The sequence below is a fragment of the Pseudoalteromonas sp. L21 genome (assembly GCF_021728035.1).
In the GTDB taxonomy this organism is placed as follows: domain Bacteria; phylum Pseudomonadota; class Gammaproteobacteria; order Enterobacterales; family Alteromonadaceae; genus Pseudoalteromonas; species Pseudoalteromonas arabiensis.
Genome location: NZ_JAKKCV010000004.1, coordinates 443,872 through 469,339, shown reverse-complemented (window position 1 = coordinate 469,339; position 25,468 = coordinate 443,872). Strand labels below are relative to the sequence as shown.

General features: G+C 40.5%; 24 protein-coding genes. 20 read left to right on the top strand and 4 right to left on the bottom strand.

Annotation, left to right across the window (positions count from 1 at the left end; all coding sequences use genetic code 11):
• Nucleotides 1–25 precede the first annotated feature (25 nt).
• Nucleotides 26–946: a hypothetical protein gene (locus L3V41_RS13940; protein WP_237127951.1), complete on the top strand. Its 921-nt coding sequence runs from the start codon at nucleotides 26–28 to the stop codon at nucleotides 944–946.
• 63 nt (nucleotides 947–1,009) lie between these two features.
• On the opposite strand, the gene L3V41_RS13935 is transcribed toward L3V41_RS13940, so the two are convergent.
• On the bottom strand, nucleotides 1,010–3,196 hold the full coding sequence (locus L3V41_RS13935; protein WP_237127950.1) for an OsmC domain/YcaO domain-containing protein: 2,187 nt from the start codon (nucleotides 3,194–3,196) through the stop codon (nucleotides 1,010–1,012).
• 203 nt (nucleotides 3,197–3,399) lie between these two features.
• Nucleotides 3,400–4,419: a LacI family DNA-binding transcriptional regulator gene (locus tag L3V41_RS13930; RefSeq protein WP_062568930.1), complete on the bottom strand. Its 1,020-nt coding sequence runs from the start codon at nucleotides 4,417–4,419 to the stop codon at nucleotides 3,400–3,402.
• Between the two features lie 425 nt (nucleotides 4,420–4,844).
• On the opposite strand from L3V41_RS13930, the gene glk reads away from it, so the two are divergent.
• The 12 genes from glk to L3V41_RS13870 all read left to right on the top strand — a co-directional run bounded on the left by glk (nucleotide 4,845) and on the right by L3V41_RS13870 (nucleotide 14,987).
• On the top strand, nucleotides 4,845–5,843 hold the full coding sequence (gene glk, locus L3V41_RS13925; protein ID WP_193988726.1) for a glucokinase: 999 nt from the start codon (nucleotides 4,845–4,847) through the stop codon (nucleotides 5,841–5,843).
• A 25-nt stretch (nucleotides 5,844–5,868) separates the two neighbouring features.
• Nucleotides 5,869–6,882 (top strand): LacI family DNA-binding transcriptional regulator, encoded by a 1,014-nt coding sequence (locus tag L3V41_RS13920; RefSeq protein ID WP_193988727.1) that lies wholly within the window; start codon nucleotides 5,869–5,871, stop codon nucleotides 6,880–6,882.
• A 428-nt stretch (nucleotides 6,883–7,310) separates the two neighbouring features.
• Complete coding sequence (edd, locus tag L3V41_RS13915; protein ID WP_237127949.1) at nucleotides 7,311–9,161, top strand: phosphogluconate dehydratase; 1,851 nt, start codon at nucleotides 7,311–7,313, stop codon at nucleotides 9,159–9,161.
• Nucleotides 9,162–9,195: 34 nt separating this feature from the next.
• Nucleotides 9,196–9,816, top strand: a complete 621-nt coding sequence (locus L3V41_RS13910; RefSeq protein ID WP_237127948.1) for a bifunctional 4-hydroxy-2-oxoglutarate aldolase/2-dehydro-3-deoxy-phosphogluconate aldolase — start codon at nucleotides 9,196–9,198, stop codon at nucleotides 9,814–9,816.
• A gap of 18 nt (nucleotides 9,817–9,834) precedes the next feature.
• Complete coding sequence (gene gap, locus L3V41_RS13905) at nucleotides 9,835–10,839, top strand: type I glyceraldehyde-3-phosphate dehydrogenase (RefSeq protein ID WP_193988728.1); 1,005 nt, start codon at nucleotides 9,835–9,837, stop codon at nucleotides 10,837–10,839.
• A gap of 137 nt (nucleotides 10,840–10,976) precedes the next feature.
• The gene (locus tag L3V41_RS13900) at nucleotides 10,977–11,321 is read left to right on the top strand and encodes a hypothetical protein (protein ID WP_237127947.1); all 345 of its coding nucleotides are present in this window, start codon (nucleotides 10,977–10,979) and stop codon (nucleotides 11,319–11,321) included.
• A 258-nt stretch (nucleotides 11,322–11,579) separates the two neighbouring features.
• Nucleotides 11,580–12,044, top strand: a complete 465-nt coding sequence (locus L3V41_RS13895) for a nuclear transport factor 2 family protein (protein WP_193988730.1) — start codon at nucleotides 11,580–11,582, stop codon at nucleotides 12,042–12,044.
• Between the two features lie 128 nt (nucleotides 12,045–12,172).
• Complete coding sequence (locus L3V41_RS13890) at nucleotides 12,173–12,394, top strand: hypothetical protein (protein WP_062568939.1); 222 nt, start codon at nucleotides 12,173–12,175, stop codon at nucleotides 12,392–12,394.
• 172 nt (nucleotides 12,395–12,566) lie between these two features.
• Nucleotides 12,567–12,953: a hypothetical protein gene (locus L3V41_RS13885; RefSeq protein WP_237127985.1), complete on the top strand. Its 387-nt coding sequence runs from the start codon at nucleotides 12,567–12,569 to the stop codon at nucleotides 12,951–12,953.
• Between the two features lie 127 nt (nucleotides 12,954–13,080).
• A complete protein-coding gene (locus L3V41_RS13880; protein ID WP_157066189.1) occupies nucleotides 13,081–13,272 on the top strand; it encodes a hypothetical protein in 192 nt (63 codons plus the stop codon).
• Between the two features lie 91 nt (nucleotides 13,273–13,363).
• A complete protein-coding gene (locus L3V41_RS13875; RefSeq protein ID WP_193988734.1) occupies nucleotides 13,364–13,708 on the top strand; it encodes an energy transducer TonB in 345 nt (114 codons plus the stop codon).
• Between the two features lie 157 nt (nucleotides 13,709–13,865).
• Nucleotides 13,866–14,987 (top strand): sterol desaturase family protein, encoded by a 1,122-nt coding sequence (locus tag L3V41_RS13870; protein WP_237127946.1) that lies wholly within the window; start codon nucleotides 13,866–13,868, stop codon nucleotides 14,985–14,987.
• Between the two features lie 49 nt (nucleotides 14,988–15,036).
• Here L3V41_RS13870 and L3V41_RS13865 read toward each other — a convergent pair whose 3' ends face one another.
• Both L3V41_RS13865 and L3V41_RS13860 read right to left on the bottom strand, forming a co-directional pair.
• Entirely contained in the window at nucleotides 15,037–15,750 is a 714-nt protein-coding gene (locus tag L3V41_RS13865) for a YebC/PmpR family DNA-binding transcriptional regulator (protein ID WP_054561631.1), read from the bottom strand.
• Between the two features lie 74 nt (nucleotides 15,751–15,824).
• Nucleotides 15,825–17,606 carry an ABC transporter ATP-binding protein/permease gene (locus L3V41_RS13860; RefSeq protein ID WP_237127984.1) on the bottom strand — a complete coding sequence of 594 codons (1,782 nt, stop codon included), beginning with the start codon at nucleotides 17,604–17,606 and terminating at the stop codon, nucleotides 15,825–15,827.
• Between the two features lie 170 nt (nucleotides 17,607–17,776).
• Between L3V41_RS13860 and L3V41_RS13855 the strand changes: the two genes are divergently transcribed.
• From L3V41_RS13855 to L3V41_RS13825, 7 genes are all read left to right on the top strand, one after another.
• Nucleotides 17,777–18,823, top strand: a complete 1,047-nt coding sequence (locus L3V41_RS13855) for an NAD(P)-dependent alcohol dehydrogenase (RefSeq protein ID WP_193988737.1) — start codon at nucleotides 17,777–17,779, stop codon at nucleotides 18,821–18,823.
• A gap of 200 nt (nucleotides 18,824–19,023) precedes the next feature.
• Nucleotides 19,024–19,401, top strand: a complete 378-nt coding sequence (locus L3V41_RS13850) for a hypothetical protein (RefSeq protein WP_237127945.1) — start codon at nucleotides 19,024–19,026, stop codon at nucleotides 19,399–19,401.
• A 73-nt stretch (nucleotides 19,402–19,474) separates the two neighbouring features.
• The gene (gene secD / locus L3V41_RS13845; RefSeq protein ID WP_237127944.1) at nucleotides 19,475–21,286 is read left to right on the top strand and encodes a protein translocase subunit SecD; all 1,812 of its coding nucleotides are present in this window, start codon (nucleotides 19,475–19,477) and stop codon (nucleotides 21,284–21,286) included.
• A complete protein-coding gene (gene secF, locus L3V41_RS13840) occupies nucleotides 21,283–22,203 on the top strand; it encodes a protein translocase subunit SecF (RefSeq protein ID WP_237115166.1) in 921 nt (306 codons plus the stop codon). The genes secD and secF overlap by 4 nt, the downstream gene beginning before the upstream one ends.
• 76 nt (nucleotides 22,204–22,279) lie before the next feature.
• Complete coding sequence (locus L3V41_RS13835) at nucleotides 22,280–22,756, top strand: GreA/GreB family elongation factor (RefSeq protein ID WP_237127943.1); 477 nt, start codon at nucleotides 22,280–22,282, stop codon at nucleotides 22,754–22,756.
• Nucleotides 22,757–22,955: 199 nt separating this feature from the next.
• A complete protein-coding gene (locus L3V41_RS13830) occupies nucleotides 22,956–24,350 on the top strand; it encodes a RimK family protein (RefSeq protein WP_062568949.1) in 1,395 nt (464 codons plus the stop codon).
• Nucleotides 24,350–25,453, top strand: coding sequence for a GNAT family N-acetyltransferase/peptidase C39 family protein (locus L3V41_RS13825; protein ID WP_062568950.1), 1,104 nt, complete (start codon nucleotides 24,350–24,352; stop codon nucleotides 25,451–25,453). The genes L3V41_RS13830 and L3V41_RS13825 overlap by 1 nt, the downstream gene beginning before the upstream one ends.
• Nucleotides 25,454–25,468: the final 15 nt, after the last annotated feature.

The window sequence follows — 25,468 nt, the reverse complement described above, 5'->3', positions numbered from 1 at the left end:
TAATTTTAACTTCAAAGGGATTTATATGAAAATTGTTAGTATATTCATTGCCAGCTTTTTAGTGCTCTTTACGACGACTGCTTTTACTTCACAGGAAGTTGTGATTGAGAAGTCTGATAAATTTACTGAACTGTCAAACGGCTTTAAGGTAAGTGTTAGAACTGGCCCTACAAAAAACGCCAAAATTTATGACTTTTCGACAAATAAAATAACAATCGCTGATGAGCATGGTGCGCCTTTTCAACGTTACTATTTGCAACTTGCCACAGCCGATAGAGAGTGGGCTAAGGAAATCGTTACGTTTGATGAAAAAACGAATGTAATTGACTTAAATGCACTACTTTTTGGTCAATTGATAGATACGTCGAAACTGAAAAAATTAGACTCAGCGCATGCTTTTTCTTTTTATAATCGCCTTGAACGTATTCTGTCGCAAGAATATGGCACATTTGAACAGGTTTACAAAGGTGGCCTTGCTGACTATCTCAATTATATGTCGATAGAGGCAGGTTTTGATAATTACATAGCAAGAACAGGTATAGCGGGAGATAAACTCACACAAGCACTCAAAGAAGTAAAAATGCCGCCTTTGGTTGAACATCAACAATTAATGACTGAGTTTATTAAAGCTGTAAATCAAAAGGACAAAACCTGGTTGTTGGCTCAACAAAGACCTAATTCTTCACAGCGAGACTCGGGAATTTATGCGCGTGGTTTAAACGTGCTGTTTGAGTACTTTGATAGAATCGGTAATCCTACAAAGTTTAACATTACACGAGAAACAGAGGGCCGTTCTTTTGATCTTAATTCGAATAAATACTTTATTATTGAATTGCTTGAACATAAAGGCCGACGAGAAAAAATAGAAATGGAGTTCATGTTTGTAGACACGTATGGTGGCCGCTTTATTGCTGAGTATGACATTACAGGTGTGCATTTTCGTTAAGTAACGTTTTTAAGTAAAGCAGAAAAGCCGCAGGTTACGAAAACGTGCGGCTTTGATATTTACTTACAGCCCCGCTTTTTTAGCGCGGGCAGCGTGTAGCTTTTTATAACTATCAATTAAACGCTGATGTCTATCTAAGCCTTCAAGCTTCATGCTGGTTTCTGTTAAGCCATAAAACACTACATCGCCGTTAATAGAACCGACCACAGCATCCATGGTGTCTTGACCAAACATACGAGTGAAGCTGTGAATGTAATCTTCAATCTCTAGATCATCGCTTAGTGCTACTTCTAACGTGGCGTGCGTTGCTTGATAGAATAAACCACGTTCAACAATGGTGTTGTCGTTGTATTGTAAGAAGGCTTCAACTAGCTCCATCGCTGCTTCTAAATCACCAAGTGCTAGGTATATAAGTAGTTTTAGCTCAAGGATTGTTAATTGGCCCCACACTGTGTTTTCATCAAATTCAATACCGATTAAGGTGATGATATCAATGTAGTTATCAAGCTCACTTTGTTCTAGACGCTCAACGAGATCAGCAAGTTGATCTTCTGATAAGCGATGCAGATTTAAGATATCTTCGCGGAAGTTAAGCGCTTTATTGGTATTGTCCCAGATTAAGTCTTCTACAGGGTACACTTCTGAGTAATCAGGCACTAAAATGCGACACGCTGTACCAAGATCTGAGAACTCAGCAATGTAAGCTTCTTTGCCTAAGCTTTCTAAGATACCGAATAAGCTAGCTGTTTCTTCTTCATTGCTGCCAGAGAAATCCCACTCAACAAAATCATAATCGTGTTTAGCGCTGAAAAAGCGCCATGAGATAACACCTGTTGAATCAATAAAGTGTTCTACAAAGTTTTCAGGCTCAGAGACCGCCATGCTATTGAACGTTGGCTTAGGTACATCGTTTAAACCTTCAAAGCTTCTGCCTTGCAACAGTTCAGTTAAGCTGCGCTCTAAGGCAACTTCAAAACTTGGGTGCGCACCAAAAGAGGCAAATACACCGCCTGTTTTAGGGTTCATGAGTGTTACGCACATCACAGGGAACTGACCACCTAGCGAGGCATCTTTTACAACAATAGGGAAGCCTTGCTCTTCAAGCCCTCTAATACCCGCTACAATGCTTGGGTACTTGTTTAATACCGCTTCAGGTACATCTGGTAAAACAATTTCTTGCTCGATAATTTGGCGCTTAACGGCACGTTCAAAAATTTCAGATAAACATTGTACTTTTGCCTCGGCAAAGTTGTTACCTGCACTCATCCCATTACTTAAGAATAAGTTTTCGATAAGGTTTGAAGGGAAATAAACCGTTTCACCGTCTGACTGGCGTACATAAGGAATCGAACAAATACCACGCTCTTTATTACCAGAGTTGGTATCGATTAGGTGCGAGCCACAAAGCTCACCCTCTGGATTGTAAATTTCACGGGTATAGTCATCTAAAATACCCTCAGGTAGTGAGTCATCATCAGTCAGTGCAAACCATTTTTCATTTGGGTAATGAACAAACTCGCTATTAGCAATGTCTTCGCCTAAGAACTGGTCGTTATAGAAGAAGTTACAGTTTAAGCGCTCAATAAACTCGCCTAAAGCGGAACATAGCGCGCTTTCTTTCGTTGCACCTTTACCATTGGTAAAACACATTGGTGACGCTGCATCACGAATATGTAATGACCATACATTTGGTACAATATTTCGCCAAGAAGAGATCTCGATTTTCATCCCTAACTCTTCAAGGATAGCCGTCATATTAGCGATGGTTTTTTCAAGTGGTAAATCTTTACCTAAAATAAAGGTATTGTTTTCATCATCTGGTTTTGCCATCAGCATCGCTTGCGCGTCAGCTTCAATGCTTTCAACGGTATCGATCTTAAACTCAGGGCCTGTTTGAATGACGCGTTTTACTGTACAGCGTTCTACTGAGCGTAAAATACCCGTACGATCTTTCTCCGATAAGCTTTCTGGTAATTCAACCTGAATTTGAAAAATTTGGTTATAGCGGTCTTCAGGGTCAACAATGTTATTTTGTGCAACGCGAATACCATCAGTCGGGATATCACGTGAATTACAATACACTTTAATAAAGTAAGCCGCACACAACGCAGAAGACGCTAAGAAATAATCAAATGGGCTTGGCGCTGAGCCATCACCTTTGTAGCGAATAGGTTGGTCTGCAATGACAGAGAAGTCATCAAACTTGGCTTCAAGTCTGAGGTTGTCGAGAAAATTAACTTTAATTTCCATTAAAAAATTCCACCTTTGTGCGCGTTGCAGGCAAAAGCCGTAAACGGCCTTGCACTGCGTTTTCATCATAATAGGTGCAATTATCTGCTTTTTCGAAGTAATAGTCTTGGGTAAATCGAAAAAAAAGCCATTTTATTAGTTTATTGCTTTTAAAAGCTGCAATTTAGGGTGTAAATGCAGAGGAGCTATCGCTACATACTAACTTATACACTCGAGCCACGAATGATTAATCTTGGTGGGAGTAGGGTGCTCTCCACTTGTTCTCCGCGAATTAGTTTAAGCAAGTTATCAACTAACATTTGCCCTGCTAAGGTCGTATCTTGCTGAATTGTGGTCAACGGAGGATTGACGAAATTAGCGATTGAAATGTTATCAAAGCCAACCACGTGAACATCATCAGGCACTTTAATTTTTGCTTCTTTTAAAGCGCGAATAGCACCAATGGCAATCAGGTCACTGGCGGCAAATAGTGAGTTAAAGCGAATGTTATTTGCTATAAGTGAACGGGTAGCATGATAGCCAGATTCTTCTGTAGAAATAGCATTCGCCATTTTTCGTTCGTTTAGCTTGATACCTTTATCCATAAAAGCATCTTTGAAACCTTGGTAGCGAGCAAAAAATTCAGGGCTGTGATCAGAGGCATCACCGATAAACGCACAATCGGTTCTGCCTGTTGCAAGCAGATGCTCTGCGGCAAGTTTACCGCCACCATAATTATCACAGCTCACAGTTAAGTCTGGGCGGTTATCAACACTGGCACCCCAGCATACGAACTTAGTATTTTGTTCAATAAGGGTTCTGAACTTAGGCTGGTAATCTAAGTAGTCACCATAGCCTAATAAGATCAGACCATCTGCACGGTGGCTATCTTCGTAGTCAGCTTGCCAATCTGAGCTACTTGATTGAAAAGACACAAGCAAATCATAGCCTTCTTTTGCACAGGCCCGGGTAATACTACCAAGCATTGCTAAAAAGAATGGGTTTATTTGTGATTCGTCTGATGTCGGGTCTTCAAATAACAAAAGCGCGAGGGTACTACTTTGCTGTGTTCTGAGGTTACTAGCGTTTTTATCTACTTTGTAATTAAGTTGTTTGGCGACTTCATGAACACGTCGGCGCGTTTCTTCATTAACCAAAGGGCTATTTCGAAGTGCTCGTGACACAGTTGACTGAGAAACACCTGCATAATGTGCGATGTCAAAAGATGTCGCTTTACCTTTCATAGGGTATTAATTCCAAAGCAATAGTGATGATTTGTAACGGCCATTTTCGGCTATTTAATATTTTTTTCAAGCTATTTATGATAAGTCGTTTTATCTATAAATGGTAAAGTTACAGAGTCATTTTTGATGTAGCATCACAACTCTAAACGGGCTCAATAAGCAAGTACTTCGTCGTAAAATACGTATGCAAAGGCAAATATTTAAAATTTTTATTGATTCAATGCTGACACCGGTGTCATAATGTCGATGTTTTATCATTTTGTTGTCAAAACGTATTTGGCTGCCCATTTATTTGGGCAGCACTTTTTTAATACTAAAGATAGTTGCTTTGAGTTAATAACTCAAAGGTTATCTTGAACAGTGGCTTTGCCATTGAAAACTATAAAAATAAGCGGCAAACAGCTTAGACACATAGAGAAAACATAATGAACACACAGTCTAACACCGATTTTGATCCTATCCTTGTTGCCGATATTGGCGGCACAAATGCGCGCTTTGCTTTAATCACTGATTTTAACGAACATACAAATCAATTTGTCATTGAGCATAACCTTAAATTTCCAAGTGCAGATTTTGGTTCCCTAGAAAGTGCCATTGAGCACTATTTCAGTCAAATATCATATGCAAAGCCAAACAGAGCGTGTTTAGCTGTTGCAGGCCCAATTAAAGCAGGCCAAGTTCATTTAACTAATTTAGGTTGGCATTTTAGCGTTGAAAATCTAAAAGCTAAATTTGCATTCACTCAGCTAGAAGTTATTAATGATTTTGCTGCATTTGCCTATGCAGCGCCTTATTTAGATGATTCACAAAACGTAGCTGTTAAAGCAGGGCAAGCAGACAACAATGCCAATATTGCCGTGATGGGGCCTGGCACAGGCTTTGGTGCTGCATGCTTGGTGCGTACTTCGCAAGGCAGTGCAGTGCTTAGCTGCGAAGCGGGGCATATTACCCTTGCAGCGGTTACAGAGTTAGATCGCCAGTTAATCACCGAGCTTAAAAAGCAATTAAATCATGTGTCAGTAGAAACTGTTTTTTCTGGCCCAGGTATAGCGCATTTATATAAAGCGATGGCAGCCGTTAAAGGCGTTGCAGCAAAAAACCTTGATGCAGCACAAATCAGTGAGCTTGCAACGACAGGACAATGTGATATCTGCGATGCAACCCTTAATCAATTTTGTGATTGGATTGGTAGTGTAGCTGGTGATTTATCCCTAACATTTGGTGCTCTAGGTGGTGTATTTATTGGCGGTGGTATTTTACCTCGTATGCAACAACGTTTACTATCTAGCCGATTTGTTGAACGCTTTGCAGACAAAGGCATTATGTCGCAATATACTTCACAGATACCTGTAACCTTGGTAACACAAGATAATATTCCGCTGGTAGGTGCTGCTGCGTGTTTACACGTTAGTAGTCGAGCTTAATTGGAGCGGACTGGATGATTATGGTATGAAAAAAGTAACCATTAATAGCGTCGCAAGCTACGCCGGTGTATCTAAAAAAACAGTGTCTCGCGTGCTCAACAATGAGCCTAACGTGAGTGATGCTACCCGAGAAAAAGTACTAAAAGTATTTAAAGAGCTAGATTACACACCAAACCCAATCGCCCGTGGCTTAGCGCAAAACCGCAGTTTTATTATTGGTTGTTTGTATGATAACCCAAGTAAAAGCTATATCACTCGCGTACAAACTGGTGCGCTGGCAGCATGCCATGACCATAATTACAATTTATTGATCCACCCATGTGAACTTCGTGGGCAAGACCTAATTAACAATATTGAACAACTTCTTCAAACATCGCGCTTAGATGGCATTGTATTAACGCCGCCATTTTCTGATTTTCCAGAGCTTGTCACTTTCTTAAAATCGAAAAAAATCCCATATGCGCGCGTTGCATCTGCAGTTCTTGAAGATGATTCTATTTCTGTTCGCAGTAATGATGAGCAAGGTGCGTTTGAAATAACAGAGCATTTAATTAAATTAGGTCACAAAGAAATCGCTTTCATTAAAGGTCACCCAGATCACAGTGCGACAGAGCAGCGCTTTAAAGGTTATCGCCGTGCGCTTGCTTCTAATGGTATTGAATTTAATGAACGTTTAGTAGAAGAGGGTAACTTTAGTTATCACTCAGGTGTTGATAGTGCTCGTACAATTCTTGATTTAGAGCCGCGCCCAACGGCAGTCTTTGCATCAAACGACTATATGGCGGCTGCAGTACTTAAACTAGCAACACAAATGCAACTAAAAGTGCCTGATGATATCTCAATTGCCGGTTTTGATAACGCACCCATTGCACGTCATATTTGGCCTGGACTAACAACTATTGCGCAGCCAGTTGAAGAAATGACCCACCAAGCGGTTACACAACTAATCAGTCATATTAGTGATCCACAAGAAACACCTTATCAGGTAACGCTTGAAGCAAAACTAATTACTCGCGAGTCAACAGCTGCAATTAAATAAAATTCAATTTGTTTTTTTCACAGTAGCCCGAGATTGAGTGACGCTTTCTCGGGCTTTTTTTATGTAAATTCCTTCCTCGATTTTTTATATAACCACCTGAACTTAAAGAGTTATATTCTTGGTATTCAAAGTTAAAGTGGAACTTTAAACATAACTTGAGCATGAATTTTACTCATAGTTAGCTAAAATAGTGTTGTTCATTATTTGGTCATTTAAAAAAATTAAACTAAATTTAACAGATAAGGTTGACACCGGTGTCACAGTCATGAGTTAATACAGTGACACCGGTGTCAGGTTGGTTGTGAGAGACAGCCTGTCAGCGTACCTTTGAACGGGTAAATCAAAGATGCTCAGTGCAATTATTTTCGTGGAGTCTGTAATTGTCACTGAGCCTTTATCCTCTAACTATAGAGATGAGTCGAATTTATATGTTGCATCCTCGTATCCAAGAAGTCACCGAACGCGTTATTGAACGTAGTAAAGAGACCCGCCAAGCTTATTTAGATCGTATCGCGCACGCAAAAAAACAAACAAGAGTACGTGCCGGCTTAGGTTGCGGTAATATTGCACACGTTATGGCTGCTTGTAGCAGCGATGACAAAGCTCGTTTAAAAGCAGATGAGCAACCAAATTTAGCGATTATTAATGCTTATAACGACATGCTTTCTGCGCATGTGCCTTACAAAGAATATCCTGATTTAATAAAAACTATTGCTACCAAGTACGATGCAACAGCACAAGTTGCTGGTGGCGTGCCAGCTATGTGTGACGGTGTTACTCAAGGCCGTGACGGTATGGAGCTTTCATTGTTCTCACGTGATGTGATTGCAATGTCTACAGCGGTTTCTTTATCGCATGACGTGTTCGACGGTGTTTTCTGTTTAGGCGTATGCGACAAGATTGTCCCTGGACTGTTAATTGGTGCCTTATCATTTGGTCATTTACCAACGTATTTCTTACCTGCAGGTCCAATGCAATCGGGTATTCCAAATAAAGAAAAAGCCCGTGTTCGTCAAAAATTTGCACAAGGCTTAGTAAGTCGTGAAGAGTTATTAGAAGCTGAAAGCGCGTCTTACCACAGTGCTGGTACTTGTACTTTCTACGGCACGGCAAACTCGAATCAAATGTTAATGGAAATCATGGGTCTACATTTACCAGGTAGCTCTTTCATTAACCCATACACAGAACTACGTGATGGTTTAACAGGTCATGCTGTCGAAACCATGTTAAAGCAGTTAATTGATACAAAAGATGCTAATTGCCTTGCTGATGTAGTGAGTGAGAAAACAATTATTAATGGCTTAGTTGGCTTGTTATCAACAGGCGGCTCAACGAATCACGCAATCCACTTAGTCGCAATCGCGAAAGCAGCGGGTGTAATCCTTACTTGGAAAGACATGGCTGACTTATCAGAAGTTGTGCCACTTCTTACGCGTATCTACCCGAATGGCTCAGCAGATGTGAACCACTTCCAAGCTGCCGGCGGTATGGGCTTCTTAATGAAGCAACTACTTAGCAAAGGTTATTTACATAACGATGTGAAAACCATTGTGGGTGATGGCCTAGAAGCATACACCACAGAGCCAATGCTAGATAAAGATTCATCAGTGATCATGACAAACAGCACAGGCCCGAGCAAAGTCAAATGGGTGGCGTGCCCTGAAAAGTCTCACGACGAAGATGTATTACGCCCAATTGATAACCCGTTCAGCAAGCAGGGTGGTTTACAGCTTCTAACAGGTAACCTTGGTAAAGCCGTTATTAAAGTTTCTGCAGTGGCTGAGTCACATCAAATTGTATCTGCACCGGCTAAAGTATTTAGCTCACAAGGTGAGTTACAAGAAGCGTATAGCCGCGGTGAATTAAACACAGACTTTATTGCTGTAATTAAAGAGCAAGGTCCAAAAGCGAAAGGTATGCCTGAGCTTCATAAGTTGACGCCAGTAATGGCAACACTGCAAGACCAAGGCTACAAAGTGGCGATTGTCACAGACGGTCGTATGTCGGGCGCATCAGGTAAAGTGCCTGCTGCTATCCACTTAGCACCAGAAGCGGTTGAAGGTGGGGTAATCGCAAAAATTCACGAAGGTGATTTAGTGACCCTTGATGCACCAGCGGGTGTATTAAAAGTACATGTAAGCGATGAAGAATTAGCAAAACGTGAATTACAACTTAGCCAGCCAAGCCAAACATACGGTACAGGCCGAGAGTTATTTGCAGGTTTCAGAAATATAGTAAGTAGTGCAGACCTTGGCGCAAGTGCCTTTGGTTTAGAATAATAATACGCCGTTACTGGGCTATGAGGAACATACAATGAGCATTGAGAAAATTTTATCATCGGCACCTGTGGTACCGGTTGTTGTTATCGAAAAACTTGAAGATGCAGCACCCCTTGCACGTGCGCTTTATAACGGTGGCTTAAAAGCATTAGAAATTACTTTACGCACGCCGATTGCGGCAGAAGCTGTAAAGCTAATGAAAGAAGCCGTACCAGAAGCATACGTTGGCACAGGTACCGTGGTTGATAAAGCGACATTTAATGCATCTGTTGAAGCCGGTGCTGACTTCATGGTTAGCCCAGGTGTAAACGACGAATTATTAGCACTGGCTAAAGAGTCTGATATTCCATTTTTACCAGGTGCAGCAACACCAAGTGAAGTAATGAAATTAGCAAGCCATGGCTTTAAGTTCTTAAAGTTCTTCCCTGCAGAAGCAGCGGGTGGCACGGCAATGCTGAAATCAATTGGTGGCCCTTTACCACAGGTTACTTTTTGCCCAACAGGTGGCATTAGCCTTGAAACAGCGCCTAACTACCTCGCACTTAAAAACGTTATCTGCGTAGGTGGTACTTGGATGCTAGATAAACAACTTATTGAAAACAAAGACTGGCAAGCCATTGAAGCGCTTGCTCGCCAAGCAAGTGAAGTAAAATAATTAACGGGAGATATTAGAATGATTAATGTTGCAATTAATGGCTATGGACGTATCGGTCGTAACGTATTACGTGCTCTTTACGAGTCAGCTCAAAACAACGAAATCAAAATCGTTGCAATCAACGATTTAGCACCAGCAAATGTTAACGCGCATTTAACTCAATTTGACTCAGTACACGGTCAATTTTCTCAAAAAGTAACACTTGCTGAAAACACCATGCTAATTGGTAATGATGAAATTACGCTTACGCAAGAGCGTGATCCTGCAAACCTACCTTGGAAAGCACTAAACGTAGATATCGTTTTAGAATGTACAGGTTTATTCACTTCTCGTGAAGCAGCGGCTAAACACATTGAAGCGGGTGCTAAAAAAGTAATCGTTTCTGCACCTGGTACTGACATGGATGCAACCGTTGTTCATGGTGTTAACAGCGACGTATTAAACGCTGACAGCAACATCATTTCAAACGCATCGTGTACAACAAACTGTTTAGCGCCGATTGCAAAAGCAATCAACGACACAGTGGGTATTGAGCAAGGTAGCATGACGACAATTCATGCTTATACAAACGATCAAAACTTATCTGACGTTTATCACCCAGACTTATACCGTGCACGTAGCGCAACTCAGTCAATGATCCCAACCAAAACAGGTGCTGCTAAAGCAGTTGGCCTAGTGCTTCCTGAACTTGCGGGTAAACTTGACGGCATGGCAGTACGTGTACCAACAATCAACGTTTCTTTAGTAGACTTAACGTTCGTTGCTAAGCGTGAAACAACCGCAGCAGAAATCAACGAAGTCGTTAAAGCAGCATCAGAAGGTGCAATGCAAGGTATTCTTGAATACAACGAACTACCGCTTGTTTCTATCGACTTTAACCATAACCCAGCGTCTTCAATCTTCGATTCTACACAAACTAAAGTAGATGGTAAGCTAGTTAAAGTGATGGCTTGGTACGATAACGAGTGGGGTTTCTCAAACCGCATGTTAGACCAAGTTAAAGCGCTAGGTCAGTTCTTATAAGATTAGGTTCTTATATAGATCAGTAAAAGTTTAAGCTTTATCCAACAAAGCCACGTTCATCGTGGCTTTTTTGGTTTTTACTGGATAAAAGCATTTATTCACAGTATCTTGTCTCTTAAATTTTTTAGGGACAGATAATGAATAAATTTTTAATACTCGTATGCTTATTTTTAGTGGCCTGCTCATCAACAGAACAAAGTAACTTACCAAACTTTACTATTCCCAAAGATGTGATATTACAAGCAAAAGACGAATTTAGACGGTCAGATAATAAAATCTTATTCATGATGATGGTTAATCAAGCGGGTGATGTTGTGAAAGTCAGCGTGTTGGATAACAAATTACAAAACAAGCAATTCTTAAATATGTTTAAAAAGAATATGTACCAGCTTAAATATCCAAAGGCACAAAAAGGCGACCCAGAATTTAGAGAATTTATTTTACCATTCGGCGTACAAACTGAAGTGGAATTTTATGGCTAATTTCAATGGCAAAGGAAATACAATGAAGAATATCTTGTGAGTAGCTTTACTCATTACCGCGGCGATACCTCCTACTTATATACTCTCAGTTCTTGTGTAGTCTAAAAAATTGTGATTCCTTCTAGTTATGTGTAATTTAATTTTTTAAAGTCGTATTGTGATAATTTTGTGCCTGGCTTCGTACTAAGCTAATGTATAAAAAAGCTGAGGCTAACACCATCTGAGAGCTATTTTGTCTAAACATACAAGGAGAGTTTCGTGAAAAAATCTATATTGGTGTTAATTTGTTTTCTTCTGTCATTTTCTGGTAGTGCAAAAGATAAATTCACCTCAGAGCAATTAATTGAGAAAGCTAAAACATTTGTAGCAGCAAAAAATGCGCGTCAACAGCCCAACACGACAATTAAAGAAATAGACTACTTTATCTCGTTGCTAGCCGATGATTTTATTGATGAACACGTCAAATTCAAATTTGTTTATACAGATAAATCAAAACTCCGAGAGGATATGATTAGTAAGTTAAATGATGAAGTTATCTTTAGTTCAATAGAAATAAATGAGGTAATGGTTGGCGCTAATATCGTTTTTGTAAAAATGACTGAATCAGGTAAAGTTAAGCCTGCTCATTTAGACAAAATTATCGAGTACAATAAAACCAATATTGTTTCACTTGAGTTTGATCAATTAGGCTTAATTAAACACATTCGCCGACATCACGGCTAATGTTTACCTATCAAGATGATAAAAGATAAGGGCGTCTAAATGTTGGATAGATGTTCGTTGCTAATCGATTTTAGCTAACATTAATACTTCTCTTTTTATGGCGTTGGTATGTTATTGAGAAAGTGTATATGTTAAAAATAAGAATTACAGGCTTCGAAAACCTTAAAAAAATTTCTATGGACAGAGCCTTTAACTTAAACACCTCACTTGATTTAAAAGCCTCAAAGTTAATTACTGATGAGCTTTTAAAAAATGGAGTTGTTGAGTTCGACTTATGTAATGCTAATAACGTAATTGGCTTGCTTAGTGACCTTAAATTGGCAAATGCAACAATTGAGTTCGTTGAGTAATGCCATATAACATATGGTTTGGGATGAGTCGAAAAAAGCTTTTTATAAGTAAACCCCAAGCACAGCATCAACTCTGACAAACCGAGCAGGTAGCGGCTCAGTCCAATAAGCGATAATGCAACACAAGCTATGTCGCATAAATATTAAAATGTTTTGTCTACAGGGAGTTCCGTTGAACATTAGGCATATCTTTTTGTTCAGTTTAATCGTTATTTGTTCAGCGTGTACAACGTCTGGTCAGCTTTATTATGTTGATACAGAGGGTAATGAAAGGCTTGGTTGTGACGTTGAATTTATTGGTATGCCAAGTGTCGATAAATTTGCCGTTGAATATGCTTTAAGCCTTTGCGCTAAAAGTATTGTCAAAAAAGGTGGCAGGATTAAGGAAAGTCACCTTTTAAAAATTGATACTACGATTCCTGCTGCGCCTTGTGGTGAGGCTTGGACTCATGAACTCGCAAAGCAACATTTCCAATCCAAATATATATCTAAAAAAGAGTATGGTTATATTGTTGCTAATATTGATCTCGAGCTCGCTGAAATAAACAAGTGCACATAACAAACAACTCAAGCAGATTGGTAATGCGTTATAGCAATGGTTAACGTTTGAGTAACTTGGAATTTATCCCATTGCCCTTATATCTATAGTAATAATTACAACTGCAATTAATGCATGAAGGTATATTGTGGGCATAGAAATAATGTCAATGTTTCAGCCTTCGCTAAAAAACCTAGCGAAGGCTGAAGAAAGAAGATTGGATCTACATGAGAACGGTGATGACTCAAATAAAAGAGCTGAGTTAGATAAAATAAGCAAAGAAGGCCTTTCACCAAACAGCTTTAAAAAAGAAAAAAGGTCAGGTGAAGATTCACCATAAAAAGTTGTTTAAAAGTCATTCTGCTATGGCACTTTTAAGTTAAATCAAGGTTATTGATTAGCGCAGGCGTCAGCTATATAAAAGGATTTTAATGAAATATTCAATTTTAACGTCAATATCATTCGTTTTATTTATGGGGTGTTCTTCAACACCACAGCCAGAAAGGCCTCATGCAGTTCTGCAAGAAACAGCAAACCCAACTTATCCAATTCATGCTGTTCGCAATAGAATTGAAGGCTATGTTCAAATGAGTTTCGATATTAATGAAAATGGTGAACCAGTTAATATTCACGTTTTAAAATCTGTGCCTGAGCACATCTTTGATAAAGCCGCGATTAAGGCCCTATCTAATTGGAAATATGCGCCTAAAGTTGAAAACGGTGTTGCAGTAATGCAAAAAAATCTTCAAGTGCAGTTAGATTTTAAATTAGGTTAATTGATTAAGCATTGTATCACTAAAAACCAATTTTTTAGGCTTTATGACATTAATATCAATGAGTTGTGTACATATAATTACGCAGGGTTAGCTGATATTTTTTTCCTAAAAGCTTCTGTGCTATGCTGCGATAAATTTTTAAATGGATTTTTGTGTTATGTCTCGTCTTTCGCAACGAGTGTTCCGCGCTGAACAATTCCAGATCGGTGAAGGCAATATTAGTGGCTATATTGCGTGCTTTTTGGCTATTTTATCCTGTTTAGGGGTATTAGCGTTTCATTTCCCCGAGTACTTAACGACGCCAGAGCTCAGACAAAATTACAGTGTTGAGTTTTTACGTCAGCTAATGTTTGTGGCATTAATTATTTCGGGCAGTTTAGGGCTTTTGAATTTTGTTCGTAATACTAATAAACGGCTCGGTGCAACGGCTTGGTTTTTTATAGTTGTGGCAATTGCGTTTGGCGGGCCGAATGTTGAAGTGGGCGACTTCAGAGATAACACGCCGTATTTAGGGCTTGATTGGTTTATTCTTGATTTACTTGGCTCTACACTCATTTTTATCTTAATAGAAAAGCTTTTACCGCATCGTAAGGAGCAAAAGATCCTCCGCGCTGAGTGGCAAGGTGATTTGAACCATTTCTTTGTAAATCATTTAATTATCGGTTTTGTACTGCTTGCTACTAACCAGTTTGTGCATCATGCATTTGGTTGGGCGGTATCAGAGACTGTGCAAGGCTTTATTGTACAAATGCCGTTTCTTTTACAACTGTTTTTGATTATTTTAGTAGCCGATTTAATGCAGTATTTTGTGCATCGTGCTTATCATGAAGTACCACTGCTTTGGCGTTTTCATGCTGTACATCACAGTGCAAAAGAAATGGATTGGTTGGCAGGCTCTCGACAGCATATTTTAGAAATTTTAGTCACCCGAAGTTTAGTGCTCACACCGATTTTTGTGTTAGGTTTTCCATCTGAAGTGATTAGCCTTTATGTGATTATTGTCGGTTTTCAGGCTGTGTTTAACCATGCTAATGTAAGAGTGAAATTTGGCTGGTTAAGGTATGTGATTGTTACACCACAATTTCATCATTGGCACCATTCTTCAGATAAAGCAGCCATCGACAGAAACTATGCCGCGCATTTTTCGTTTTTAGATTATTTGTTAGGTAGCGCTGTAAAAGGCCAAGCTGAATGGCCCGACAAGTACGGGGTGGTTGGTGACTACATGCCTGAAGGCATGCTTAAGCAGCAGCTATTTCCTTTTAAAAAACAAAAGTAATCGCTAGGTTTTTTAACGGCTAAACTATTAGCCGTTAAAAAATATGACATTAAAACTGTGCGTTGTGATAAACGTTTTGTACGTCGTCACAATCTTCTAGCATGGCTAAAAAGCGTTCCATGACTTCAACGTCTTCACCTTCAATTGGTGCTTCTACTTGCGGCACAAAAGCAATTAGATCTTCGTGGAAATCAGTAATGCCCATTTCTTCAAGTGCTGTACGGGTGTTGTTGTATTCAGTGTGTGGCGCGAATACAGTGACTTTACCGTCTTCAACTTCTACATCTGTTACATCAACATCAGCCATCATTAGGGCTTCTAAAACAGCTTCGTCATCATCACCATCAAATACAAAGATAGCGAGGTGATCAAATAAGTGTGATACTGAGTTTTGCGCACCAATTTTTGCATTTGCTTTAGTAAAACAAACACGTACGTCAGCGAAGGTACGTTTGTTGTTGTCGGTTAAGCAGTCAACAATAATCATACAGTTGCCCGGGCCGTAACCTTCGTAGCGTGTTGCTACGTAATCTTCGCCGCCACCGCCTTTGGCTTTATCGATTGCACGCTCGATTACGTGCGTAGGTACTTGGTCTTTTTTAGCACGCTCAATTAAGCGACGAAGCGCTAAGTTGCCATCGGGATCAACACCACCATTCTTAGCGCAGATATAAATTTCTTTTCCGTACTTTGAATAAACTTTGGTTTTTGCACCCGCAGTTTTTGCCATTGAGTCTTTTTTGTTTTGATAAGCTCTGCCCATCTGCGTGTTGCCTTTTTGGTATAGATAAAAATAAAGCGGTTATTCTAATCATTTAACCTAGTAGTTAACAGTGTTTATTCATCGCTTTGCTGTAACTGCCACATTCGTGCGTATTCACCATTTGCTGCAAGTAGTTGCTGATGCTGACCTTGTTCAACAACCCGGCCTTGTTTCATAACAATAATTTTGTCTGCGTCGGTTATTGTTGATAAACGATGGGCAATGACTATGCTGGTGTGCTTTTGTGCGACTTCACGCATCGCACTTAAAATAGCTTGCTCTGAATGCGAATCTAGTGCCGACGTTGCCTCATCAAATAATAAAATCGGTGAACCTTTTAAAATGGCTCTGGCAATTGCAATGCGCTGTTTTTCACCACCCGATACTTTTAAACCACGCTCACCAACAAGGGTTTTATCGCCTTTATCTAGGCTTGCAATAAATCCATCTAAGTGGGCAAGGCTTATGGCTTTATCAATTTCATCTTCGCTTGCTTTTGGGTTTCCGTAGGCTATGTTTTCGCGAATGCTGGTATTAAATAGCACGGTATCTTGCGGTACGATGGCAACTGCTTGGCGCAAACTTTCAAGTGTCACAGTGTTGATTGCTTGCTCATCGATATAAATTTTACCCGCATCGACATCATAAAATCGGTAGAGCAGGCGGCTAAGGGTGCTTTTACCTGCACCACTGGCACCCACAATCGCCACTTTGCTGCCTGAAGTAACCTCAAAGCTTAAGTTATTTATAACTGGCCTTTGTTTGTCGTAACTAAACGACACATTTTCAAATCGAATGGCTGCTTTTGTTGTATTTAATGGTTTTGCATCTTTGTCATCACTAATGGCGGCTTTTCGATTTAACAGCCCCAGCATATTTTCAAGATCAGTCAGTGCACGGCGTATCTCACGATAAACAAAGCCTAAAAAGTTAAGCGGCAAAAATAGCTGGATCATGTAAGCATTGATCATCACAAGCTCACCTATGGTCAGCTCTTTATTGACCACGGAACTGGCACCTAGCCACATTAGTGCTGTAATAGCCGCGGCGATAATAAGTGCTTGCCCAGAATTAAGCGCCAGTAATGATAAACGATTTTTTAGCCTCGCTTGTTCCCACTTAGCTAAAAAGCCGTCGTAAGTGCTCGCTTCATAGTGTTCATTATTAAAGTATTTAACGGTTTCGTAATTTAGTAAGCTGTCGATAGCACGGGTGTTAGAGTTGTTATCGGCAGCATTTGCTTCACGAATAAATCGGTTACGCCACTGAGTTACAATTACAGTAAAAGCAATGTAAATAGCGACCGCGATAACGGTGACGAGTGCAAACCAAGGTGAAAACAAGGTCGCAAAAATAATAGCTACTGTGATTATTTCAAATAGAGTTGGCACGATGTTAAACATCAAAAAGCGCATTAAAAAACTAAGACCACTTGTACCACGCTCTATATCGCGACTAATTCCACCTGTTTGCCTATCAAGGTGAAAGGCAAGTTCTAAACTATGTAAGTGTTTAAATACTTTTAAGCCAATATGGCGCATCGCATGCTCTGTGACACGGCCAAATAATGCATCGCGAACTTCACCAAAAAACACACTGGCAAAGCGCAGTAAACCATACGCGATGAGCAAGGCAATAGGAACGCTTAATAGCGGGTTGATACTCGCATCAACCGCGTCAATTATTTCCTTTAATGCCCAAGGCATCAGCAATGTGGCGCCTTTTGCTGCAATAAGCGCCAGTACGGCTAAAATAACGCGGCCTTTAAAGGTCATTAAATAGGGCCAGAGTGTTTTGATGCTTTGTGATAGGTTCATTGCATCAGGCGACTTCGTCACCTGTTCTTTGCGGCTCATTCCACGCATGGGGGTCTCTTAAAATCAATTTGATAAAAATAGGCAAAAGCTTTCGTGTTTTAGGCAAGTGTAGTTTGCAGATTTACCTCTATACTGAATGCATTATACACCAATGCATTAGCAAATTAGTTAATGCATGAGTTAAACACGAAGAAAATTAAGGAGTAAGCATGAAAACTGTCGGTTATGCAGCACATGATTCTGAAAAACCATTAGAGCCGTATCATTTTGAACGCCGTGCACTTCGTGATGAAGATGTATCCATTGAAATTCTTTATTGCGGTGTGTGCCATTCAGACTTACACACAGCAGAAAACGATTGGGGCTGGACTCAATACCCAGTGGTGCCTGGCCATGAAATTGTCGGCCGCGTTCTTGAAGTCGGCAGCGGCGTTACTAAATACAAAGTGGGCGATAATGTTGCAGTAGGGTGTATGGTTGATAGCTGTTTAAGCTGTGACCAATGTCATCACGGTGAAGAACAGTTTTGTCGCGAAGGCATGGTAGGGACCTATTCAGGCCAAGACCGTATCAGTGGTGAACTCACTCAAGGTGGTTATTCAAAACACATTGTGGTGCGTGAAGAGTTTGTATTAAGCGTACCAGAAGGTTTAGACCTTGCTAAATGTGCGCCAATTCTATGTGCGGGTATCACAACATATTCGCCATTACGTACATGGAATGTGGGGCCTGGTAGCCGTGTTGGTGTGATTGGTTTAGGTGGTTTAGGTCATATGGCGATTAAAATCGCAGCTGCAATGGGCGCACATGTTACGGCAATTAGCCGTAGTGATAAGAAAAAACAGCAGGTTTTATCTTATGGCGCAAAAGATTTATTGGTATCGAGCGATGAAGCAGCCATGCAAGCGCATGCTAATCAATTTGATGTGATCATTAACACTATTCCGGTAAAACACGACTTTACGCCGTACATTCCGCTTTTAGATATTGATGGAACTCAAGTATTAGTTGGTCAAGTAGGTGAGCTTGCTGAGTCTAACTCAGTGCCGTTATTAATGGGGCGTCGCCGTGTTGCTGGCTCATTGATTGGCGGTATTGCGCAAACCCAAGAGATTCTCGATTTCTGTGCGTTACATAATATTTTGCCTGAAGTTGAAATGATCAAAATGGAAGAGATTAATGACGCTTTCGATAAATTAAAGCAAGGTGATATGGCCTCACGCTTTGTTATCGACATGTCATCATTAGAAGTTTAACTTGTTTAACAAAGTTAAATTAATCAGCGGGTCTAATTAGGCTCGCTTTATTTTAGTTACTTTTATTTAAGTAATACCTTGTGTTTTATTTTTTTACCCTCATTATAGTCATGTTATCCGCTTAATTTATTGGTCAGTTCTTGTTACGGTTTTTCTCAGTCATTATCTTGCTATTTACTTTGTTCTTTAGTGCACAGAGCATGGCTATGCCTGACACTCAGTCACACTTTGCTGCGACTAAATTGTTCCAAGTTGAGTTGACTAAACTCCCAGTTATTTCCCAAACTCATGCAGTCGAACATCCTAAGCCGGTTGAACCATCGGGGTTTGATACCCTCGTGCCGCGTTTAACTGCCAGTAATTCATCATTGTTTCTTTATCATAGTCAGGTTGATCCTGATTACGAGCTATTAATTGAATTCTTTGCTGAAGATTGGGGTAAAGAGCACTTTTTAGCGCCGCCAGGTGCTGTGCGTCAGATCCCATGGTTTGCGTTAGCCACTCAACGTAAATCCCGCATTAGTGGCTGGAAAGACGCTAATCTCTTGTACAAAGCGAATACGACCTACCATAGCTAAACGACTTCCTTCGTTACTTTTTTATATTTGGAATTAATTTTTACCGGCCGACAATGCCGGAAGGAAGTCATGTATGTCACATAAATCAAAGCCGGCGCTATGGCGTCGTCTAAAAATGAGTTATGTCGCTATGATAGCGGCGTGTATTTTATTAGCGGTTAGCGCACTACCTAACCTTTACCCTAATAAGTCTTGGTTGCACATTAGCTTGCCAGATCAAACTGTGACGCTGCAAAGTGTGACATCTTCACTCAATCAACATGGTTTTGAAGTCACTGAAGCCAAAGATAGCCAAGATCAACTGGCTATTTTATTAACTGAGTCGACTCAAAGTGCTAATGCACTGAGCTTTATCAAAACACAATACCCGCAGTTAGAGTCTAAAATTGTTGAGCATGCAACAAGCCCGCAGTGGCTTCAGCAGCTTGGCCTTTCACCGATTAAGTTGGGGCTCGACTTAAATGGTGGGGTGCTATTTGTGCTTGATGTTGACCTAGATAAAGCAATGCAAGAGCACTTAAACAGTGTGTATCAACAAACTAAATTGACGCTTCGTAAAGATAAAATCCGTGGTATTCGGGCAAGTGTTGTAAAAGAAGGGGTTGAGCTACAAATATTACCAAGCGGTGAAGAGCAACTTGCAGGACTCATTTCAACGTTACAAGGTCAATTCAAAGGCTTGATGCAAACTAAATCAACGACTAATAACCTAACCACGGTATTACTGCATTTTAATGAGCAAAGCCAAAGCGAATTCAATAAACAAGTCATGGCGCAAAGCTTAACAACCCTGCGCGGTCGTATTGAAGAGCTTGGTATTACAGAAGCGGTAACGCAAAGACAAGGTAAACAGCGCATTCGCATCGAGTTACCTGGTGTGCAAGACCCATCAGAAGCTAAACGCATTATTGGTGCAACTGCGACCCTCGATTTTTATCAAGTTGTCGAAGTAAGTGGTAAAGCGTTTAATGTGCAAGGCGGTGGCGTTGTTAATTTAAACCCTGTTGCGATTTTTTCAGGTGATCACATTAATAACGCCAGTGTTGGTAAAGATGAATGGGGCAAGCCTTTAGTTCAGCTTAGTTTAGATTCGCAAGGTGGTGATGCGATGTCTGCTTTTTCGAAGCACAACATAGGTAAGCCAATGGCCACGGTGTATTCTGAATACTCACGGGATGCAAATGGCGAAGTTGTGAAAAAAAGCGAAGTTATCAATGTTGCAAACATTGCACAGCACTTAAGCTCACGTTTTAGCATTACTAATATGAAAAGCCCACAAGCAGCCTACGATTTAGCGCTTTTACTGCGCGCAGGGTCGCTCACAGCGCCAGTGACAATCGTTCAAGAACAAACCATAGGCCCAAGCTTAGGCAGTGAAAATATTGAACATGGCTTAGCTGCGTTAATGCTGGGTATCGGTATTACCCTTGCCTTTATGGCGCTTTGGTATCGTCGCTTAGGACTGATTGCCAATATTGCTTTACTGCTTAATTTAACGGCTTTAGTTGGTTTAATGTCGCTATTACCGGGTGTTGTGCTGACCTTACCGGGTATTGCAGGGTTAGTACTGACAATAGGTATGGCCGTTGATACAAATGTGATTATCTTTGAGCGAATAAAAGAAGAGAAGCGTAAAGGACGGCCTACTTATCAAGCAATTGAACAAGGTTATAACCAAGCATTTACGACCATTTTTGATGCTAATGTGACTACGATGATCACGGCAATTATTTTATACGCCATTGGTTATGGGCCGGTGAAAGGCTTTGCAATCACGTTAGCGCTTGGGCTATTAACCAGTGTCTTTACTGGCGTTTATATTTCAAAAGCGCTTAGCCAAACACTCTACATTAAACTAACCAATCTAACGGGGGCTAAAGCATGAGTTGGTCAACATTAACTGCGGCGAGTAAAGCGCGCGTTTTAGGGTTATTGCTAAGTTGTGTGTTAGTCATTGCAAGCTTAGCTGTTTTATCTGTCAAAGGGCTAAACTTTGGCCTTGATTTTACAGGTGGCTACATCACTGAAATTAACACAACGTCAGTCACGGCAATCTCTGATTTAAAAGCAAAGTTAAGCCCTGAGGTTGCAAGCAAATTAACCATCAGTAAAGCGGGCGAATATCACTTTGTTTTAAGAGAAGCGCCAGAGGTGAGCAAAGCCAGTACTTGGCAAGCAGAGCTGAATGAGCAAGGCGTAGAATATACAGTACTTTCGAGCTCATTTTTAGGCTCACAAGTGGGTGATGAGCTTTTTGAACAAGGTTGTTTAGCATTATTTTCGGCGCTGATTGCCATTATGGTTTATTTAGCTGTGCGCTTTGAATGGCGACTCGCAGTAGGTTCAGTGGTTGCACTATTACATGATTTAATTTTAGTGCTTGGCTTGTTTTCTTTATTAGGGCTTGAATTTAATTTAACCGTGCTGGCAAGTTTATTGGCGATTATTGGTTATTCATTAAATGACTCAATTATTGTTGGCGACAGAGTCAGAGAGCTTTTACGTATTCAGCCAGACAATCAACGCATTAACACCCATGTTGTGATTAACGATGCAATTGGTTCTACCTTAACGCGTACATTGATCACCTCGGGCACAACACTTGCCACCATTGCCTGTATTTGGCTACTTGCAGGGGCTGCATTAACGGGCTTTGCCATCGCGTTATTTGCTGGCATTGTGGTGGGAACCTTCTCATCGATTTGTATCGCCGCCACCTTGCCGCAGTTATTGGGGTTAAGTTCAGAAAATTACACCCAAACACTGGATGATAAAACTAAAGCTTATATGGATATGCCGTAAGCCAGTTTTATAACTTACTTTCATCAGCCGCTATTTTTCCATAGAATAGCGGCTTTTCTGTTTTAACTGCTTTGATATGAATAAAACACATGTAATTGAACATTTACGCTTTGCGCTCGAGGCACAACTGCAAAATGCCAAAGAAGCGGCAAAAGCGGCCCATGATGCGGCAACTCACGCAGAGAGTGTTGCTGAAACCCAATACGATACGTTGGGTTTAGAAGCAGCGTACTTAGCCCAAGGGCAAGCTGAGCGAGTCAATGAGTGCTACCGTGACATTCAAGCATTCAATACGGTGTTTAAAGAAAGCGAATTTAATAAGGTTCGTGAAGGTGCATTAGTGTGTCTTATCGATGAGCAAAATAATTCAAAGTGGTTTTTTATGGGCCCAAGTGCAGGTGGCTTAGTTGTGACCATAAAAGAGCAACCTATTTTTGTTGTAACCCGAGAAGCACCGTTAGGTAAACAACTGATTGGCAAGCAAATTGATGATGAAGTAACACTGACTATTGCAGGAAATACACAGTGTTACAGCATTACAGAAATAGTTTGATGTAGAAAATTTATTAATCAATAAATTTCATCTTAAGGTAAAAAATATCTCGTTGGTAACAAAGCAAAAAAACCTCTATAAATCACTTCAAGCATAATGCTTATAAGCACCCATCTAGTTAAGTGAAGTTTAGCCTCATGCGTTCACTTAATTGGTTGGGTGTTTTTCATTTTATCTATGGCTTAATTTAGGAAAAGTCGTGTTTAAAACCTTGATTGTGGTTGATAACAATGAGCAACGTATTGCTCAAAATTTCGAAAATGTCATTACCTTTGACACTTACTTACGTGATTACCCAAAACATAATGAGCCAAAAACACGCATTTTAAACTTGTGTGATACAGGGCAGTATTTAAGTAAAGGTTATTATTGCTCTTTACTTGCTGAAGCAAGAAAGCATCAGGTATTACCGAGTGTAAAAACAATTAATGCGCTGCGTAGCGATGAGCACAGCACGCGTCATAAAGAGCTTGCTGGTGGCACAGTATTTTTTGGTCACACAGATCAAGAGCAGCAAAGCAAAGCAACCAAAGCGCTATTCTCGCAATACCCTGCGCCTATTTTAGTGTGCGATGAGCAAGGGGTTGTAAAGCAAGGTACGATTGCCTCATTAAACGACACCGCCTTTACAGAGTTTGTGGAACAACTCAGTAGCTTTACAGAATCCGTGTGGCGTATAAACGATAAAAAACGTCGTTATCGTTGGGATATGGCTATTTTGGTTGATCACCAAGAAAAAGTGCCGCCAAGTGATAAAGATGCTATTGCTAAATTTATTAAAGCAGCTGCTAAACATGGTATTTATGCCCAAGCACTGACATTTGATGAAATTACCAGCATCGCACAGTTTGATGCGTTATTTATTCGCCAAACAACGGCTATCGACCATCCAACCTATCGCTTAGCAAGTAAAGCACAAAGTTTAGGCTTAGTGGTAATTGATGATGCAGAATCAATACTGCGCTGTTGTAATAAAGTGTATTTGCACGATGCCTTTAATTATCAAAAAGTGCCGAGTTTAAAAACTCACGTTGTGGCTGATACAAGTGAAGAGACAATTGAAAGTTTAGAAGCAAACTTCAGCTACCCACTGGTATTAAAAATGCCAGAAGGGTCTTTTTCGAAAGGCGTATTTAAAGTCGCTAACCGAGATGAATTAGTTGCTAAGTTAACTGAGCTGTTTGAGTTCAGTGCGCTTGTGCTTGCACAAGAGTACATGTACACCGAATACGATTGGCGAGTAGGGGTGTTGAATGGCCGTGCAATTTACGCGTGTCGTTATTTAATGGCGCGTAATCACTGGCAAATTTACAACCATGATGCAAAACGTTTCTTCTCAGGTGGCTTTGAAACCTTGCCAACATTTGAACTACCAAAAGTGGTACTTGATGCCGCGTTAAAAGCCTGTAAGACGGTGGGTAAAGGTTTGTATGGTGTTGATGTTAAAGAACACCAAGGCAAGGCATACGTGTTAGAAGTGAATGACAACCCTAGTATTGATCATAAAGTCGAAGATGCCTATTTAGGTGATGAGCTTTATATGATCATTATGGATGAGTTCAAACAACGCCTTGAAGCGCGAGGCCGTGGTTAATGAATGCATCTGTTTGTCAAATCCGTTTTGCACAGGCCACGGATTTGGCGGCCCTTGTTGCCATTGAAGAGCAAAGCTTTAGCCAAGATAGGTTAAGTAGCCGTAGTTTAAAGCGTTGGATCAGCGCAGCGCACGGCTTACTGATGGTGGCTGAGGTAGATAATCAACTAGTGGGTTATGGTTTAGTGTGGTGTCACAAAGGTACACGCCTTGCTCGGCTATATTCACTGGCAGTTTTGCAATCTCTGCAAGGCAAAGGTATTGCTTCAAAGCTACTGCTTGCGCTTGAAAATGAAACGGCGAAACGCGGCCGTTTATACATGCGATTAGAAGTTGCGGTGAATAACCAATCGGCAATTCGCTTGTATGAGAAGCAAGGTTACCAGGTGTTTGGTCATTACAGTGACTATTATGACGACCATAGTGATGCACATCGAATGCAAAAAAATATTCGTCGTAATACCGAATTTAATGCCGATAAGCACACACCTTGGTACCAGCAAACAACCGAGTTTACCTGTGGCCCCGCGGCATTATTAATGGCGATGTCGTCATTAAACGACACACCTATGAGCCAACTAAAAGAGCTGGATATTTGGCGGGAAGCGACCACTATTTTTATGACATCAGGGCATGGTGGCTGCCATCCATTAGGTCTGGCACTAGCGGCAATGAAACGTGGTTTTAAAGCTGATGTTGTTTTAAATACTCGAGATTCGTTGTTTATCGATGGCGTAAGAAGCGAAAAGAAGAAAGCAATTTTGCATACAGTACACAATCAGTTCGTGGCTGAAGCAATAGCTGCAAAACTGCCGGTGCGGTATCAAGAGTTAACCTTGGCATCTATTGAAGATTGGCTTGCTGAGGGTAAAGCGGTGGTGTTATTGATCAGCACCTATCGATTTGATGGTAAAAAGTCACCGCATTGGGTGTGTGTAACCCATATTGATGAGCATTGTTTATATGTGCACGACCCGTTTTGTGAAAATGAAAAGCAATTGGCAATTGATTGTCAGCATGTACCGATAGCGAAAGCTGATTTTACTAAAATGGCCAGCTTTGGTTCATCAAGACTCAGCACTGCGATGGCCTTTTATTTATAATTTGAATTGTTAATT

What these genes read in the sequence shown, in the direction of transcription:
- secF (WP_237115166.1), top strand. Translation starts at nt 21,283, where the DNA reads ATGAGTTGGTCAACATTAACTGCGGCGAGTAAAGCGCGCGTTTTAGGG.
- glk (WP_193988726.1), top strand. Translation starts at nt 4,845, where the DNA reads ATGAACACACAGTCTAACACCGATTTTGATCCTATCCTTGTTGCCGAT.
- L3V41_RS13875 (WP_193988734.1), top strand. Translation starts at nt 13,364, where the DNA reads ATGAAATATTCAATTTTAACGTCAATATCATTCGTTTTATTTATGGGG.
- secD (WP_237127944.1), top strand. Translation starts at nt 19,475, where the DNA reads ATGTCACATAAATCAAAGCCGGCGCTATGGCGTCGTCTAAAAATGAGT.
- L3V41_RS13870 (WP_237127946.1), top strand. Translation starts at nt 13,866, where the DNA reads ATGTCTCGTCTTTCGCAACGAGTGTTCCGCGCTGAACAATTCCAGATC.
- L3V41_RS13940 (WP_237127951.1), top strand. Translation starts at nt 26, where the DNA reads ATGAAAATTGTTAGTATATTCATTGCCAGCTTTTTAGTGCTCTTTACG.
- L3V41_RS13835 (WP_237127943.1), top strand. Translation starts at nt 22,280, where the DNA reads ATGAATAAAACACATGTAATTGAACATTTACGCTTTGCGCTCGAGGCA.
- L3V41_RS13920 (WP_193988727.1), top strand. Translation starts at nt 5,869, where the DNA reads ATGAAAAAAGTAACCATTAATAGCGTCGCAAGCTACGCCGGTGTATCT.
- L3V41_RS13890 (WP_062568939.1), top strand. Translation starts at nt 12,173, where the DNA reads ATGTTAAAAATAAGAATTACAGGCTTCGAAAACCTTAAAAAAATTTCT.
- L3V41_RS13855 (WP_193988737.1), top strand. Translation starts at nt 17,777, where the DNA reads ATGAAAACTGTCGGTTATGCAGCACATGATTCTGAAAAACCATTAGAG.
- edd (WP_237127949.1), top strand. Translation starts at nt 7,311, where the DNA reads ATGTTGCATCCTCGTATCCAAGAAGTCACCGAACGCGTTATTGAACGT.
- gap (WP_193988728.1), top strand. Translation starts at nt 9,835, where the DNA reads ATGATTAATGTTGCAATTAATGGCTATGGACGTATCGGTCGTAACGTA.
- L3V41_RS13910 (WP_237127948.1), top strand. Translation starts at nt 9,196, where the DNA reads ATGAGCATTGAGAAAATTTTATCATCGGCACCTGTGGTACCGGTTGTT.
- L3V41_RS13900 (WP_237127947.1), top strand. Translation starts at nt 10,977, where the DNA reads ATGAATAAATTTTTAATACTCGTATGCTTATTTTTAGTGGCCTGCTCA.
- L3V41_RS13825 (WP_062568950.1), top strand. Translation starts at nt 24,350, where the DNA reads ATGAATGCATCTGTTTGTCAAATCCGTTTTGCACAGGCCACGGATTTG.
- L3V41_RS13935 (WP_237127950.1), bottom strand. Translation starts at nt 3,196, where the DNA reads ATGGAAATTAAAGTTAATTTTCTCGACAACCTCAGACTTGAAGCCAAG.
- L3V41_RS13850 (WP_237127945.1), top strand. Translation starts at nt 19,024, where the DNA reads ATGGCTATGCCTGACACTCAGTCACACTTTGCTGCGACTAAATTGTTC.
- L3V41_RS13860 (WP_237127984.1), bottom strand. Translation starts at nt 17,606, where the DNA reads ATGAGCCGCAAAGAACAGGTGACGAAGTCGCCTGATGCAATGAACCTA.
- L3V41_RS13930 (WP_062568930.1), bottom strand. Translation starts at nt 4,419, where the DNA reads ATGAAAGGTAAAGCGACATCTTTTGACATCGCACATTATGCAGGTGTT.
- L3V41_RS13865 (WP_054561631.1), bottom strand. Translation starts at nt 15,750, where the DNA reads ATGGGCAGAGCTTATCAAAACAAAAAAGACTCAATGGCAAAAACTGCG.